Source organism: Deltaproteobacteria bacterium (genome assembly GCA_005879535.1).
Lineage (GTDB): Bacteria > Myxococcota > Myxococcia > Myxococcales > 40CM-4-68-19 > 40CM-4-68-19.
In genome coordinates this window covers 23,470-38,022 of record VBKI01000060.1, presented here as the reverse complement: position 1 = coordinate 38,022, position 14,553 = coordinate 23,470, and the positions used below count along the sequence as shown (strand labels likewise).

Genomic DNA, 14,553 nt, shown 5'->3' with positions numbered 1-14,553 from the left:
GGATGGGTCTCCTGGCGGGGCAGTTCGCTGCTCTCCTCTGGCACGAACCTATCACGGCTGCAAGCGGGGCGGACGTCAGCTACATTTCGCGGCATGACGCGGTACGAGACTCGCGTCCGGCCGTGAGATGCCTGGCGGCGGATGCCCGGCTCGAGGAGACGTACCGACGCGTCCTGCAGGGGGAGCGCGCGGCGCTGCTGCTCACCGATCCGCCCTATTGCCTGTTGACGCGGCGGCGCAAGGGCGGCGACCTGCGCGAGAAGCGCAGGGGCGTGAAGATCGATCGCGATCCCGTCGTGCGATTCGAGGACGTCCGCGCCTATCGCCGCTTCACCGCCGAGTGGCTTCCGGCCGCCGCGGCGCACGTCGACGGACCGCTCGTCGTCTGGACGAATTTCCTCGGCAAGGAGCCCATCCGCTCGGCGGCGCGCGAGCTCGGATATCGCGAGGCGGGTGAGTTCCTCTGGGCGAAGAGAACCTCGGAGCGCGACGGCAACGAGCTGCTCCTGCGCGTTTACGAGACGGCGCTGGTCTTCCTCAAGGAGCCGCTTTCCGAGCTTCGGCCGCAGGACGTCCAGCGCGCCTGGTGCGTGGCGGCGGCCTACGACGACGAAGGCGAGGCGGCCAAGTGGGGAAATCATCCGAATCACAAGCCGTTTTCCGTGCTGGAGCCGCTCGTGCGGCAATGGTCCCGGCCCGGCGACCTCGTGCTCGACCCGTTCGCGGGAAGCGGGAGCATTCCGGCGGCGGCGCTTCGCTTGCAACGCCGGGTCGCTTGCAGCGAAATTGAGCCCGAATGGGCCGGCCGGGTGTCGCGGCGGCTCTCGGAGGTGCATCCGTGAACCGGTTCTTGCCGCTCCTCCTGATGACGGCCTGCGCCGCCAACCGGCTGACGCATGCGCGGGACAACTTGCGCTCCTGCTGGGCCGCGGATCCAAACCTGATCGCGTGCGCCGGCAAGCGCATGGCCTCCATCGAGTGCTTTGCGCCCGGAGACGAGGCCTGCGGCGCGCTGGCGGTCCACTACGCCGACGGTGAACGCGTCTTCCTCTGGAGGCCGGTCGGGTTCGAGCCCGGGAACGACGCGTTGCTCAAGCACGGCGCCGTGCTGCGCCCGGAGCTGGCTTCCGACGCTCAGATGATCTGGTTCAAGCCCGCGAACACGCGCGACGAGTTCTGGACCGTGTTCGAGCCGCGAACGGGGATCGCGCGCCAGGTGGACTCCTACACCATCTTCAAGATCCGCGAGAACGATCCGCACAGCATGCCGCTGTGGGTGAATACCGCGCAGACGGTACAGTAACGGCGCGCTCAGCGGCGTCGGAACGACGAGAGCAGCGCCTCCAGCCGACCGGCGCCTTCGCGCTGGAGAGTGGCGAAATTCGTCTGCGCGATCCGCTCGGCGAGACTGAGCGGGCTCGCCAAGGCCATCGCCTCCTCCAGCGACAGCTTGCTGGTGTCCACGTAGCGTGAGCCTCCGCCGCTCTCGCCCCGGACCGCCCGGAGAACGGACGCCCGTACGAGCTGGAGGGTCGGATCCGGGCTCCGGCGGATGAAGTGTACGGCCCGGTTGGCGTCGAGCAGGTCCCGGGGAAGATCGGGATGGAAAGCGACGCAGTAGAACGGCGCGTCGCCGCCGTGTGCGGCGAACATCCGCTCGCGGAGCCCGGCGCAGAACGCGGCGAAGTCGCGGGCCGAAGGCTCGCCGGACGCCGGCTCGGAGGGAAGGATGAGCAGGGCGACCTCCACGTCCTGCTCCGGCAACGCTTCGATCTCCCGGATGGCCGGGAGCGCTTCGTCGCGACTCCGGAGGACGCGCCTGTGGAGCTTGCCGCTCTCCCGGCAAGACTTCGCGTAGGGGCAGAGGCGGAACGCCTCCACGAACTCGTGGAGGTAGCGATCGTTCCTCGCCAGCGCCTCCAGTTCCGCCGTGGTCACCACCTGCTCTCCGTGTTACATCCGCCTCCCCAGATGCCCCGAAGAAAAGACCTCAAGTCCATTCTCCTCCTCGGCTCTGGTCCCATCGTCATCGGGCAGGCCTGCGAGTTCGATTACTCGGGCGTGCAGGCGCTGAAGGCGCTGCGGGAAGAGGGGTACCGCACCATCCTCCTGAACTCCAATCCCGCGACGATCATGACGGACGCGGAGTGGGCCGATCGCACCTACATCGAACCCATCACCGTGGAAGCGGCGGAGCGGATCATCGCTGTCGAACGCCCCGACGCCGTCCTCCCCACCATGGGCGGCCAGACGGCGCTGAACCTGGCGGTGCAGCTGGCGAAACAGGGGATCCTGGCCAGGTACGGCTGCCAGCTCATCGGGGCACAGCTCGATGCGATCGAGAAGGCGGAAGACCGCCAACGCTTCAAGGACTGCATGACCGCCATCGGCATCGACGTGCCGAGGTCCGGCGTCGGGCACTCGCTGGACGACGTGATGCGCATCGGTCTGGAGCTTGGGTTCCCGCTCATCCTGCGGCCCAGCTTCACGCTCGGCGGCCTGGGCGGGGGCATCGCCTACAACCGCGAGGAGCTGGAGGAGCTGGGCGCGCGGGCCTTGGGGTACAGCCCGACGCACGAGGTGCTGATCGAGGAATCAGTCCTGGGCTGGAAGGAGTTCGAGCTGGAGGTGATGCGCGACAAGGCGGACAACGTCGTCATCATCTGCAGCATCGAAAACGTGGACCCGATGGGGGTGCATACCGGCGACTCCATCACGGTGGCGCCCGCGCAGACCCTCTCCGACGTCGAGTACCAGGCGATGCGCGACATGGCGCGCCAGGTGATCCGCGCCATCGGCGTCGAGACCGGCGGGTCGAACATCCAGTTCGGCGTCCATCCGGACACGGGGCGCATCGTGGTGATCGAGATGAACCCGCGAGTCAGCCGGTCCTCGGCGCTGGCCTCCAAGGCGACGGGATTTCCCATCGCGAAGATCGCCGCGAAGCTCGCCGTCGGGTACACCCTCGACGAGATCACCAACGACATCACCAAGACGACGCCCTCGAGCTTCGAGCCCGCCATCGACTACTGCGTGGTGAAGATTCCCCGCTTCAACTTCGAGAAGTTCCCGCACGCGGACCAGACGCTCACCACCAGCATGAAGTCGGTCGGCGAGGTGATGTCCATCGGGCGCACCTTCGCCATCGCGCTGCAGAAGGCGCTGCGCTCCATGGAGAATCGGACCGACGGGCTCGACTCTCCGCTCCGCCGCGACGGCGCCCGCGCGCAGTACTCCGCCGAGGAGCTGGAGCAAATCCGCAAGGAAGTGAAGACGCCGACGCCGCGCCGCCTCTTCTGGCTGGCGGAGGCCTGCCGCGCCGGCATTGCCGCCCAGGAGCTCTACGCGCTGTCGGCCATCGACCCCTGGTTCATTCGCGAGGTCCAGTTGCTCGTCGACGCGGAAGGGCAGATCGCCGACTCCGCCAAGGGTCTCCGCGCTGGCGCACACGTCCCCGACCTCGTCCGCTGGAAGCGGCTCGGCTTCTCGGACAAGCGCATCGGGCGCCTCACCGGACGCACGGAGGCCGACATCGCCACGCAGCGCGAGGCGATGAATCTCCACCCCGTCTTCAAGCGCGTCGACACCTGCGCCGCGGAATTCGAGGCGAACACCCCGTACCTCTACTCCAGCTACGAGGACGAGGACGAAGTCCGCCCCGACGACCGCAAGAAGGTGCTGATCCTCGGATCGGGACCGAACCGCATCGGCCAGGGCATCGAGTTCGATTACTGCTGCGTGCAGGCCTCCTTTGCGCTCAGGGCCGCCGGTTACGAAACCCTGATGGTCAACTGCAATCCCGAGACGGTGTCGACCGACTACGACACCTCCGACCGGTTGTACTTCGAGCCCCTGACGCTCGAGGACGTGCTGGCGGTGGCGCGGCGGGAGAAGCCCATCGGCGCCATCGTGCAGTTCGGTGGCCAGACGCCGCTCAAGCTCGCCCGCGGGCTGGAGAAGGCGGGTATCCGGATCCTCGGCACCAGCGTCGACGCCATCGACGCTGCCGAGGACCGCGAGCTGTGGTCGAAGGTCGTCGAGGATTTGAAGCTGCGCCAGCCCGATCACGGCATCGCCAGGAGCCCCGACGAGGCGCTCGCCACGGCCCGCCGCATCGGCTATCCGGTGATGGTGCGGCCCAGCTTCGTGCTCGGCGGACGCGCGATGGAGGTCGTCTACGACGACGCCGGCCTCGTGCAGTACTCGACCGAGGCGGTGCAGGCGTCCGAAGAGCGGCCGATCCTCATCGACCGCTTCCTCAAGGACGCCACCGAAGTCGACGTCGACTGCGTGGGCGAAGGCAAGGAATACGTCGTCGCCGGAGTGATGGAGCACATCGAGGAGGCCGGCATCCATTCGGGCGACTCGGCCTGCGCGCTGCCTCCGTTCTCGCTGGCGAAGGAGATCGTCGCGGACATCGCGCGGCAGACCCTCGCCTTGGCCCGGCACCTCCGCGTGGTCGGATGCATGAACGTGCAGTTCGCGGTCCAAGGCGGCCGGATTCACGTCCTGGAAGGAAATCCGCGCGCCTCGCGCACGGTGCCGTTCGTGGGCAAGGCCACCGGCGTGCCGTGGGCGAAGATCGCGGCGCTCTGCACGGTGGGGAAGTCGCTTTCGGAGCAGGGCATCCGCGGCACCGCGGTCCCGCGCCATCTCAGCGTCAAGGAAGCGGTGTTTCCCTTCCACCGCTTCTCCAAGGCGGACACCATCCTCGGTCCAGAGATGCGCTCCACCGGCGAAGTGATGGGCGTCGACGATTCGTTCCCGCGCGCTTTCGCGAAGGCGCAGATCGCCGCGGGAAACGCTCTGCCTCTCGGCGGCCGCGTCTTCATCTCCGTGCGCGACGAGGACAAGGCCGGCGTGGTGGAGCTGGGAGCCCGGCTGGTGAAGTTGGGCTTCGAGATCGTGGCGACCGTGGGGACAGCGGAGTTCTTCCGTGCGCACGGCGTGCCCTGCGAGAAGGTCTTCAAGGTCGCCGAAGGACGGCCGCACATCGTGGACAAGCTGATCGACGGCGAGATCGCGCTCGTCTTCAACACCACGAGCGGAAAGAAGGCCATCGAGGACAGCTACAGCATCCGCCGCCAGACGCTCATGCACGGGATCCCATACTTCACCGCGCTGACCAGTTGCCGGGCGGCGGTCGCGGCCATCGAGGCGCTGACGCAGGGGCCGCTCACTGTGAAGTCGCTGCAGGAGTACCACTCGGCGGCGTAACCAGCGCTACTTCGGGCGCGGAACGCCAATCTCGAGGTTCGCAACAGGCTGCAGTCCGTAACCGCTCGCCGGCACGGCTCCTCCTGCGACATAGAGGTCGTGACCGAGAAGAGAGGCGCCGGCCGATTGTCTGGCGCTCCCGAACCGCCCTGCTGCCGTCCATTTGTCCGTGACTGGATCGTACTCGTTCACGTTTGCACTCGCCGCCCCGGCTCCGGAACGCGTCGCACCGACGCCGCCCAGGGCGTAGACCTTGCCGTTCGCCGACGCCAGCGCCGAACCCCAGATTCCGAAGAGCGATGCGCGAATCACCCACGTGTCGGTGGCGGGATCGTATCTGGCGAAGTTCGTCGCCGGCGGGCCGCCTCCGCCCAGGTTCCCGCTGGCTGCAAGTTACAGTTGCCCTCCGAGCTCCGTAGCGGCATAGGTCGCATAGCTGAAGGGCGGTGGCGACTTCGTCGTCCACGCGTTCGCCAGCGGATCAAACTCGTACATCGCCGCCGCGCCATTGATGTTGGTGTTGTAGACGAGGGCGTAGAGCCGACCGTTCACTGCCGCCCCGGCGATGTGCACATTGCCATAGACGCTGTTGAAAGCCTGCGGCATGGGGCATTGCGCGCGCGCGCTCCAGCGATCTGCCACGGGATCGTACTCTTCGGTCGTCATCACGTAGGTGACGGCGTTCGGGTCCGTCCAGGCCATGCCGCAGGCGACGTAGATCTTGTCGTTCATTACGCCGGCAGCGAACTCGCGCCTCGCCGACAAGAGGCTCGCCTTCTGCGTCCACGTATTCGCGTCCGGTGCGTATTGGTCGAGGCGCGCGAGGGTGGAACCCGAGTAACCACCGATGGCGTAGAGATTTCCCCCCAGGCTCGCCAGGGCGAGATCGGTCCGGGGTATCGGCAGCGGCGCCTTGGAAGACCACGTGAACGCCTCGAAACCGCCGCCGCAAGCAACGAGCGCCGGAAAGATCAGGAGGTGCAATCGCATCGCTGTTTCGTACCATCTCTGCGAGCAAGAGACCGCTCGCCTTTCGGGCGACACTCCTGCGGGCGGACGTGGATTCTTACCTTCGTCGCATGGAAAGCCTCTCCTGGTTAGCAGCGCTCGCGCTCCTCGTCGCGGCTCCCGAGGGACCGTCCAAGCCTTCGCCCGCCAAGGAGTCGGTTCCGCCTACGCAGAGGGCAGAGGATCGTCCCGCGCACGAGAGCCCCTACTCCGCATTCGGAGCTCCCCACGCCAAGCGGAGCCCAGCGAAAAAGCGCTCCAGGGCCCGCGTCCACTGCAACGATGGCAGCATCCAGACGCAGGGGCAGCAGAAGGACAAAGGCGCCTGTGACGACCATGGGGGCGTGAAGGCCAAAGCGGCCCACTGACCGCCGCGCTGCGCACGGCTACACTCGTGCGTCATGCACATCCGACGCGCGACGGCTCAGGATCTGCCGGAGATCTTGCGGATGTTGTTCGACGACCGCGCAACCCCCTCGAACGAGGCGGACCCCCAAGCGCGCTGTTACGCGGACGCCTTCGCGGAGATGCAACATGCCGATTGGAACGGGATCTACGTCGCCGAGGTGGACGACCGCATCGTCGGCACCTTCATGCTGACGTTCATCCGGCACCTGATGAGGCGCGGGGGACTGGTTGCGCAGATCGAGGCCGTTCGCGTCGATGCGTCCGAACGTGGCCGCGGCCATGGCGCGGCGATGATGCGCTGGGCAATCGACGAAGCCCGCCGTCGGGGATGCAGCCGCATGCAGCTGACGAGCAACAAGTCCCGCAAGGACGCGCACCGCTTCTACGAGCGCCTGGGCTTCCGCGCCACGCACGAGGGCATGAAGCTCGCCTTGGATTAGATCGTCCCAGACCCCGGATGTCCGGGAAGGCGCGGCATTGCGGCGAAGAACTCGCCCCGGGGCGAGTTGACTTTCCAACACTTCTGGTTCAGCCGGCTGAATCAGGGTCGGTAGAAAACGAACGTCATTTCGCGCCAGTACGCGTCTGACGCATTGCGTCCGATCCGGGAGCGAGTTCACTTCGGAACACTTGGGTCAGCCGCGCAGGATGAGGTGCTCGAGGAGCGCCTTTTGCACGTGGAGGCGGTTCTCCGCCTCGTCGAAGATGGCGGACTGCGGCCCATCGAGGACGTCCGCGGAGATCTCCGCGTCGCGGTGCGCCGGGAGGCAGTGGAGCACGACGGCCTTCGGGTCGGCTTTCGCGAGCAGCGCGGCGTTCACTTGATACCCGGCGAGCGCCTTCATTCGCGCTGCCGCCTCCTTCTCCTGGCCCATGCTGACGAAGACGTCGGTGATCACGACCTGGGCGCCCGCGACGGCCTCGTCGGGATCGCTGGTCACCGTCGCGCCCCGCAGCGCAGCCGCCGGGGGGCGGTAGCCCTTGGGGGCCGCCAGCCGGAGCTGGTATCCGAAGATCGGCGCCGCCTCGCAGAAGGAGAGCGCCATGTTCGAGCCGCAGTCGCCGACGAACGCCAACGTCTTGCCGGCGACCGCGCCGAGCTTCTCCTCCACCGTGAACAGGTCGGCGAGGACTTGCACCGGGTGGCCCCCGTCGGAAAGGCCGTTGATCACCGGGACCGTCGCGGCGCGCGCAAAGGCGCGCAGGCGGTCGTCGCCGTGGGTACGGAAGATGATCGCGTCGACGTAGCGGGAGGCGACGCGAGCGGTGTCCTCCATCGTTTCTCCGCGCGCGATCTGGCTCTCCGCCGTCGGAAGCGTGATCGCGGTACCTCCGAGCTGGCCGATGGCGGCCTCGAACGAAATCCGGGTGCGCGTGGACGCTTTCTCGAAGAGGAGCAGCAGGGAGCGGCTCTCGAGCGTTCGCACCGCCTCGCCGCCGCGCCGCTTCGCCTTCAGCTCCCGGGCGCGCCTGAACAAGGTGCGGTATTCCTCCGCCGAGAGGTCCGCTAGCTGCAAGAAATCACGCTTCACAGCGATGCCTCCTCGAGCTCGGCCCGGAGCTGCATCAGCCGCGGAATCGCCTGTCCGGCCGATGCAGCGCTCTGGGCGATCCTGCGCAGGGACGCGATCTGCGCCTCGATCGAGACCGGTCCAGTCCCGCCCGCGTTCTTCTTCCGCGCCACTGCGGACGCTGCGTCGGCCGCGCGGAGGACCTCGGCCGTGAAGCGCGGATCGATCTGCCGCGCCAGCTCGAGCGGCGCGCGCCTCAACGGCACGCCTTGATCCATGCACCGCCGCACCAGCGCCCCGGTCAGCTTGTACGCGGTGCGGAACGGCACTCCGCTCTGGGCGAGCGCCTCCGCGACGTCGGTCGCGGCAGTCGCGCCATCCTCCAGCGCGCTCCGCGCCCGTCCCGGGTCGAATCGGACGCGGCCGAGGCCCAGCCGCAGCATCCGCAAGACGGAGACGAGGAGCGGCCCTGTGTCCAGGAGCGGCTGGCGATCCTCCTGCAGGTCGCGATTGTACCCGCCAGGAAGCCCTTTCACGGTCACGAGCAGAGCGTTGAGGTTTCCGACGGCGCGGCCGCACTTCCCGCGGATGAGCTCGAACAGGTCCGGGTTCCGCTTCTGCGGCATCATCGACGAGCCCATGGCGATCTCGTCGTCGAGGTGCAAGTAGCCGAATTCGGCGGTGCAGAAGTCGATCACGTCCGTGGCCACGCGGCTCGCGTGCAGCAGCGCGCGCGCGGCCGCGTAAGCGAAGTCGAGGGCGAAGTCGCGGTCGCCAACGGTGTCGAGGCCGTTCGCCGTCAGCCGCTCGAAGCGCAGCAACTGGCGCACGATCTCGCGATCGATGGGAAGCGAAGTCCCGGCCAGGGCGCCGACCCCGAGCGGCATCTCGGGCGAGGAGGCAGCGCGAAGCAGATCGAGATCCCGGGCGAACATCGCGCCCCACCCGCACAGGTAGTACGCCGCGCTCACCGGCTGCGCGCGCTGGCGATGCGTGTACCCGGGCAGCAAGGTGTCGCGTTCGCGCGCGGCACGCTCGGCCAGATCGCGGAGCAGGAGGGCAAGCTCCTCCAGGGCCAGGGCCGCCTGCTCGCGCACGTGCAATCTCAGGTCGAGCGCCACCTGATCATTGCGCGACCGGCCCGTATGCAGCATGCCGGCCGTTTCCCCGAGGGCCCGCGCCAGCAACGTCTCGACCGCCATGTGCACGTCTTCCTCTTCGGGCAGCTCCGGCCCGGTCTCCAGGATGCGGGTGAGCTCCGCGCGGATGGCGGACGCCGCCTCGCGGGGAACGATCCCCGTGCGCGAGAGCATGATCAGGTGCGCCATCGACCCGATCACGTCCTCGCGCAGGAGCTGCCGGTCGAGCGGCAGCGAGCTGGAGAACGCCAGCACCTCGGGCAGGAGCTGCGCTCCCCCCGAGGCGGCGCCGGAACCGACGACGGTCACGTTTCGCTTCCGCCGTGCTGCCGGGCAAATTCCTGCAGCTGCAGGCCGAGGAGGTGGATGAATCCCTCCGCCGCCCGGTGGTCGAAGCGATCTTCGACGCCGTAGGTAGAGAGCGCGTGGTTGTACAAGCCGTGCGGCGAGGTGCGCCCGACCACCCGCAGCGAGCCCTTGTAGAGCTTCAGGGTCACCTCGCCATCCACCGTCTGCGCCAAGGAGTCGTTGAACGCCTCCAGCGCGATCCGAAGCGGGCTGAACCAGAAGCCCTCGTAGGTGAGCTGCGCGAACCGCTGGTCGAGCTGCGCTTTCACGCGGAGCGCGTCGCCCATCACCGTAAACCGCTCGATCTCCTGGTGTGCGGCGATCAGCGCCACCGACGCGGGGCACTCGTAGGTCTCGCGGCTCTTGATGCCGACGACGCGATCTTCCATCAGATCGATCCGGCCCACGCCGTGGAGTCCGGCGATCTCTCCGACCTTCGCGATCAACGCCGCAGGCTTCAGCTTTTCGCCGTTGACCGTCACCGGGAGCCCGCGCTGGAAGCCGATCTTGAGATGGGCGGGCGTGCTCGGTGCAGCCTCGATGCTGCGCGTCCAGGCAAAAGCAGCTTCCGGGGGTTCCTGCGCCGGATCTTCGAGAACCCCGCCTTCGATGGACCGGCCCCAGAGGTTCTCGTCGATGGAGAACGGCGACTTCCTGGACGTGGGGACCTCGATGCCGTGCCTGGCCGCATACTCCATCGCGGCGTCGCGCGTGATGTTGCGCTCCCGCTGGGGGGCGAGGATCTTCAGATCCGGCGCCATGCCCTTCACCGCCAGATCGAAGCGGACCTGATCGTTGCCTTTGCCCGTCGCTCCGTGCGCCACCGCCGTCGCCCCATGCTTGCGAGCCGCCGCGACCAGGTGCTTGGCGATGAGCGGGCGGCTGAGGGCGGCGCTGAGTGGATAGACGCCCTGGTAGAGCGCGTTGGCCTGCAGCGCGGGGAAGCAGAACCGCGTCGCGAACTCCTCCTTCGCATCGACGATCTCCGCCGCGACCGCGCCCGCCTGGCGCGCCTTGGCCTTCAGCTTCTCGTGGTCCTTCGACTCGCCGACGTCCGCGTGGCAGGCGATGACGTCGTATCCGTACTCGTCGGTGAGGATGCGAACGAGCACGCTGGTGTCGAGACCGCCGGAGTATGCGAGTACGACTTTCTGCCTGGTCACGGAATCTCCCTTCCGAAGAGACTGCGGATCTGCTGCGCGAGCCGCCGTGTGGCGACGCCGCGCGCGGGTGTGGCGAAGATGGTGTCGTCGCCTGCCAGCGTGCCGAGGCACTCCGGCATGCGAGCGTTGTCGATGGCCAGCGCCACGGCCGAGGCCATTCCGGGCCGCGTCCGCAGCACGACGAGAACGTCGTTCTCCCGCAGGGAGAGGACGGTCTCGCCGAGCTCGGCCAGCTGCGGGGTGGCGGTCGCGTTCACCACCTCGAGCTCGTACACCGCGCCTTCGGGCCGCGAGACGCGGAGCACGCCCAGCTCTGCCAGATCGCGAGAGAGAGTGGCCTGCGTCGCCTCGATGCCTTGCGCGACGAGCAGCTCGGCCAGCTCCTGCTGGGTGGAGATGCGCCGGGCGCGCAACAGGCGCCGGATCTCCTCGTGCCGGTCGTGCTTTCCGGTCCTTTCGCGGACGAGTCTCATGCTCGAATCCAGGAGCCGACGCCGTTGTCGGTGAAGAGCTCGCCGATGATCGAGTGCGGCACGCGCCCGTCGAGCAGGTGCACGCTGTGCACGCCTGCGGAGAGCACCTTGAGGATGCTCTTCGCCTTCGCCTTCATTCCGCCGACGATGGTCCCGTCGTCGATCAGCGTCTCCAGATCGGCGGCGGTCAGCTGCCCGATCAGCTCTCCGGCCTTCAGGATGCCGGGCACGTCGGAGAGGTAGATGAGCTTCTGGGCGCCGATGGCCACCGCCACCTCGGCGGCGACGTTGTCGGCGTTGATATTGTAGCTCTGGCCGTCGGCGCCGAGGCCGACCGGCGAGATCACCGGCACGTACCCCTGCTGCAGGAGCATCTCCAAAAAGTCGCGGTTCACCTGCGTGACTTCGCCTACCTGCCCGAGGTCGCGTCCCTCCTGCACCAGCTTGCGCGCGCGGATGAGTCCGCCGTCCTTGCCCGAGACTCCCACCGCCAGAGCGCTTCCGTTGCCGTTGAGCAGCGTCACCAGCTCGGTGTTCACCGAACCGGTCAGCACCATCTCGACCACCTTCACGTCGGAAGCGTTGGTGACGCGCTGTCCGTCGACGAACTCCGCCTTCCCGCCCAGCTTCTCCAGCGTGCGCGTGATCTCCGGGCCGCCGCCGTGGACCACGACCGGCCGCAGCCCGACGGACCGCAGCAGGCGGATGTCGTCGCAGAACATGCGCTTCAGCGAGTCCTTCACCATCGCCGCGCCGCCGTACTTGATCACGCAACGGGTGCCGGAGAACTTCTGGATGTATCCGAGGGCGTCGACGAGCAGCTTCACCTTGAAGGTGGGGCTGTAGTTGGAAAGGCGGTCGTCCTTGGCGACGCCGCCGTCCGGCGTGGTGACGATCAGCGAAGTGTAGTCGGCGTTGATCTTCACGTAGTCGTAGGAGAGGTCGCAGCCCCAGGCCTGGGCCTTCTCTTCACCACGGCGCAGATCGACCAGCACCCGCACCTCGGGCTCGCGCATGCGCGCCTTCAGCACGCTCGCGTCGTAGGCGAGGGGCGCCCGGTCGTAGACGGCGACGTCCTGGACGGTGACGCGGGCTTCCGCCGGCTCGATGGCGTATCCGGCGGTCCCGGCTCGGGCGCCGATGGAGGCGAGCACGCGGCCCCAGTTCGGATCGGCGCCGAAGATGGCGGCCTTCACCAGGCTCGAGCCGGCGCACGCCTTCGCCAGGTCGAGCGCGATCTCCTCCCGGGGTGCGCCCTCGACCGTGATGTCGAGCAGCTTGGTGGCTCCCTCGCCGTCCGCCGCGATCTCCTTGGCCATCTGCCGGCAGACGTCGTCGAGGGCGGCGGAGAAGGCGTCGAGCGAGGGCCCGGGGTCGGCGATGGGCGCGTTGCCGGCGGCGCCGTTGGCAAGGGCGAACACGCAGTCGTTGGTGGACATGTCGCCGTCCACCGTCAGCGCGTTGAAGCTGCGGCGCATCGCTTGCTGCAGGGCTTCGGCGAGCGCGTGCGGCGTGATCGCGCAGTCGGTCGCGACCACCGCGATCATGGTGGCCAGCGAGGGAGCGATCATTCCCGACCCCTTGCTGATGCAGGTCAGCGTCACGTCCTTGCCGCCGATGGCGACTGTCCGGCTCGCGAGCTTGACCCGGGTGTCGGTCGTCATGATCGCTTCCGCTGCCGCCATGGCGTCGGGCTTGAGCGAGGCGGAGAGCGCCGGCATCGCGGCGACGATCTTGTGCGCCGGCAGCCGCACCCCGATGACTCCCGTCGACGCGGTCAGCACCGCGCTGGCAGGTATCCGCAGCTGCCTTGCGGCGGCTTCACAGACCGTCTTGACGTCCTCGAGCCCCTCCGGTCCGGTGAGCGCGTTGGCATTGCCGCTGTTGATCACCACGGCGCGGAGTTGCTCGGCAGGCAGGCGCTTCTCGGCGTCGAGGACCGGCGCCGCCTTGGCGAGGTTCTGCGTGAAGCAGCCCGCGGCGGAGCAGGGCATCTCGCTGTACACGAGCGCCAGGTCCTTGCGGTTCGGCTTGATGCCGGCCTGGATGCCGGCCCAGAGAAACCCCTTCGCTAGCTTCAAGGATGGAACCCCCGCAAGGTGTCGAGGCCGGCCGTCTCCGGCCAGCCCATCATGAGATTCAGGTTCTGCACGGCCTGGCCCGCGGCGCCCTTCACCAGGTTGTCGATGGCGGAGATCGCCACCACCACGTCGCCCTCGGCCGCGACCGCGACCTGGCACTTGTTGGTGCCCGTCACGCCCTTGAGCGTCACCGCATCCGGCGACTCGAGGACTTCGACGAACGGCGCTCCTGCATATTTATGCGCGTATGCGCCAGTGAGGTCGGAAGCGACACGATCGGCAGCGAGCCTCGCGTAGCACGTGGCCAGGATCCCGCGCCTGGTGGGAAGGAGATGGGGCGTGAACGTCAGGGACCTGCCGAGCATCTGGGCAATCTCCGGCTGGTGCTGATGGCGCAGCACCTTGTACGCCCGGAAGTCGCCGTCGATCTCGGCGAAGGAATAGTCCTCCGCCGCCCTGCGGCCCGCGCCGGTGACGCCGGAAGCGGCGTCGACGATCAGCTGACTCCCATCGAGCGCGCCCGCCTCGATCAACGGCGCGAGGGCGAGAGCGGCGGCGGTGGGGTAGCAGCCAGGGTTCGCGACCAGCGCCGCGCCTTTCGGCGTCCGGTGGAGCTCGGGAAGACCGTAAAACGCCTTGGCCAGGAGATCGGGACGGGGGTGCGCGAAGCCGTAGAATTTCGGATAGAACGCTACATCGCGCAGCCGGAACGCGCCCGAGAGGTCGATGACCCGGACGGCCGCATCGAGGAGCGCCGGCGCGAGCTGCAGCGAAGCTTCGGCCGGAGTCGCGAGGAACACGGCGGCGCACTCGCGCGCCAGCTCGGCGCTGCGGTCCTGCGGCGCATACTTCAGCTTCCCGGCCGCTCCAGGGAGGCCGGCGCGCCGCGCGGCACTTTCGCCAGCCCATTTGTCGCTGCCCAGCAGCTTGATCTCCACATGAGGGTGATGCAGCGCGAGGATGCGGCTCAGCTCGAGGCCGCTGTATCCCGACGCACCGATGATCCCCACGGGTACGGTCTGCATGCGAACGCATAATTATGCAGTTTGCCGCGCCGCGCAAGCGAAATCGCACGCGACGTTGCCAGCGACCTCGACGACTACCTTCACCTACTTTCGCTTGACGGACCCCGCCGGGGCGGCGATGATTCGCTGTCGCGGCCGGACCCTCGCGAGGGGCTCGGCCGCATTTCGTTTCATTCGCAC

At 68.0% G+C, this 14,553-nt stretch carries 14 protein-coding genes; 5 read left to right on the top strand and 9 right to left on the bottom strand.

From position 1 onward, the window contains the following. Nucleotides 1–2: 2 nt before the first annotated feature. Nucleotides 3–842 (top strand): site-specific DNA-methyltransferase, encoded by an 840-nt coding sequence (locus E6J58_10205; GenBank protein ID TMB37916.1) that lies wholly within the window; start codon nt 3–5, stop codon nt 840–842. Then, nucleotides 839–1,303: a hypothetical protein gene (locus E6J58_10200; protein ID TMB37915.1), complete on the top strand. Its 465-nt coding sequence runs from the start codon at nt 839–841 to the stop codon at nt 1,301–1,303. The genes E6J58_10205 and E6J58_10200 overlap by 4 nt, the downstream gene beginning before the upstream one ends. Nucleotides 1,304–1,311: 8 nt before the next feature. Here E6J58_10200 and E6J58_10195 read toward each other — a convergent pair whose 3' ends face one another. Beyond that, nucleotides 1,312–1,941 carry a DUF1415 domain-containing protein gene (locus E6J58_10195; protein TMB37914.1) on the bottom strand — a complete coding sequence of 210 codons (630 nt, stop codon included), beginning with the start codon at nt 1,939–1,941 and terminating at the stop codon, nt 1,312–1,314. 30 nt (nt 1,942–1,971) lie between these two features. Here E6J58_10195 and carB point away from each other — a divergent pair, with 30 nt between their 5' ends. Continuing rightward, the gene (gene carB, locus E6J58_10190; GenBank protein ID TMB37913.1) at nt 1,972–5,217 is read left to right on the top strand and encodes a carbamoyl-phosphate synthase large subunit; all 3,246 of its coding nucleotides are present in this window, start codon (nt 1,972–1,974) and stop codon (nt 5,215–5,217) included. Nucleotides 5,218–5,223: 6 nt separating this feature from the next. Here carB and E6J58_10185 read toward each other — a convergent pair whose 3' ends face one another. Both E6J58_10185 and E6J58_10180 read right to left on the bottom strand, forming a co-directional pair. Further along, a complete protein-coding gene (locus E6J58_10185) occupies nt 5,224–5,592 on the bottom strand; it encodes a hypothetical protein (protein ID TMB37912.1) in 369 nt (122 codons plus the stop codon). A gap of 18 nt (nt 5,593–5,610) precedes the next feature. Further along, nucleotides 5,611–6,207 (bottom strand): hypothetical protein, encoded by a 597-nt coding sequence (locus E6J58_10180; protein TMB37911.1) that lies wholly within the window; start codon nt 6,205–6,207, stop codon nt 5,611–5,613. 89 nt (nt 6,208–6,296) lie between these two features. On the opposite strand from E6J58_10180, the gene E6J58_10175 reads away from it, so the two are divergent. Together E6J58_10175 and E6J58_10170 are read left to right on the top strand one after the other, a co-directional pair. Then, nucleotides 6,297–6,593 (top strand): hypothetical protein, encoded by a 297-nt coding sequence (locus tag E6J58_10175; protein ID TMB37910.1) that lies wholly within the window; start codon nt 6,297–6,299, stop codon nt 6,591–6,593. A 33-nt stretch (nt 6,594–6,626) separates the two neighbouring features. Further along, nucleotides 6,627–7,073, top strand: coding sequence for a GNAT family N-acetyltransferase (locus E6J58_10170; protein ID TMB37909.1), 447 nt, complete (start codon nt 6,627–6,629; stop codon nt 7,071–7,073). 195 nt (nt 7,074–7,268) lie between these two features. Here E6J58_10170 and argF read toward each other — a convergent pair whose 3' ends face one another. Genes argF through argC form a run of 6 tightly spaced genes read right to left on the bottom strand, consistent with a single transcriptional unit; the run spans nt 7,269 to nt 14,373 of the window. After that, nucleotides 7,269–8,165 carry an ornithine carbamoyltransferase gene (argF, locus tag E6J58_10165; protein TMB37908.1) on the bottom strand — a complete coding sequence of 299 codons (897 nt, stop codon included), beginning with the start codon at nt 8,163–8,165 and terminating at the stop codon, nt 7,269–7,271. After that, entirely contained in the window at nt 8,162–9,976 is a 1,815-nt protein-coding gene (gene argH, locus E6J58_10160) for an argininosuccinate lyase (protein ID TMB37907.1), read from the bottom strand. The genes argF and argH overlap by 4 nt, the downstream gene beginning before the upstream one ends. Further along, nucleotides 9,589–10,794, bottom strand: coding sequence for an argininosuccinate synthase (locus tag E6J58_10155; GenBank protein TMB37906.1), 1,206 nt, complete (start codon nt 10,792–10,794; stop codon nt 9,589–9,591). The genes argH and E6J58_10155 overlap by 388 nt, the downstream gene beginning before the upstream one ends. Then, nucleotides 10,791–11,267: an arginine repressor gene (gene argR, locus E6J58_10150; protein ID TMB37905.1), complete on the bottom strand. Its 477-nt coding sequence runs from the start codon at nt 11,265–11,267 to the stop codon at nt 10,791–10,793. The genes E6J58_10155 and argR overlap by 4 nt, the downstream gene beginning before the upstream one ends. Then, the gene (argJ, locus tag E6J58_10145) at nt 11,264–13,348 is read right to left on the bottom strand and encodes a bifunctional glutamate N-acetyltransferase/amino-acid acetyltransferase ArgJ (protein TMB37904.1); all 2,085 of its coding nucleotides are present in this window, start codon (nt 13,346–13,348) and stop codon (nt 11,264–11,266) included. The genes argR and argJ overlap by 4 nt, the downstream gene beginning before the upstream one ends. Next, entirely contained in the window at nt 13,345–14,373 is a 1,029-nt protein-coding gene (gene argC, locus E6J58_10140) for an N-acetyl-gamma-glutamyl-phosphate reductase (GenBank protein TMB37903.1), read from the bottom strand. Before argC ends, argJ begins: the two co-directional genes overlap by 4 nt. Nucleotides 14,374–14,553: the final 180 nt, after the last annotated feature.

Bases quoted from the DNA above. Each gene is read 5' to 3' on its own strand.
- E6J58_10175 (TMB37910.1), top strand. From the start codon at position 6,297: ATGGAAAGCCTCTCCTGGTTAGCAGCGCTCGCGCTCCTCGTCGCGGCT.
- carB (TMB37913.1), top strand. From the start codon at position 1,972: ATGCCCCGAAGAAAAGACCTCAAGTCCATTCTCCTCCTCGGCTCTGGT.
- argC (TMB37903.1), bottom strand. From the start codon at position 14,373: ATGCAGACCGTACCCGTGGGGATCATCGGTGCGTCGGGATACAGCGGC.
- E6J58_10205 (TMB37916.1), top strand. From the start codon at position 3: ATGGGTCTCCTGGCGGGGCAGTTCGCTGCTCTCCTCTGGCACGAACCT.
- argR (TMB37905.1), bottom strand. From the start codon at position 11,267: ATGAGACTCGTCCGCGAAAGGACCGGAAAGCACGACCGGCACGAGGAG.
- E6J58_10180 (TMB37911.1), bottom strand. From the start codon at position 6,207: ATGCGATTGCACCTCCTGATCTTTCCGGCGCTCGTTGCTTGCGGCGGC.
- E6J58_10170 (TMB37909.1), top strand. From the start codon at position 6,627: ATGCACATCCGACGCGCGACGGCTCAGGATCTGCCGGAGATCTTGCGG.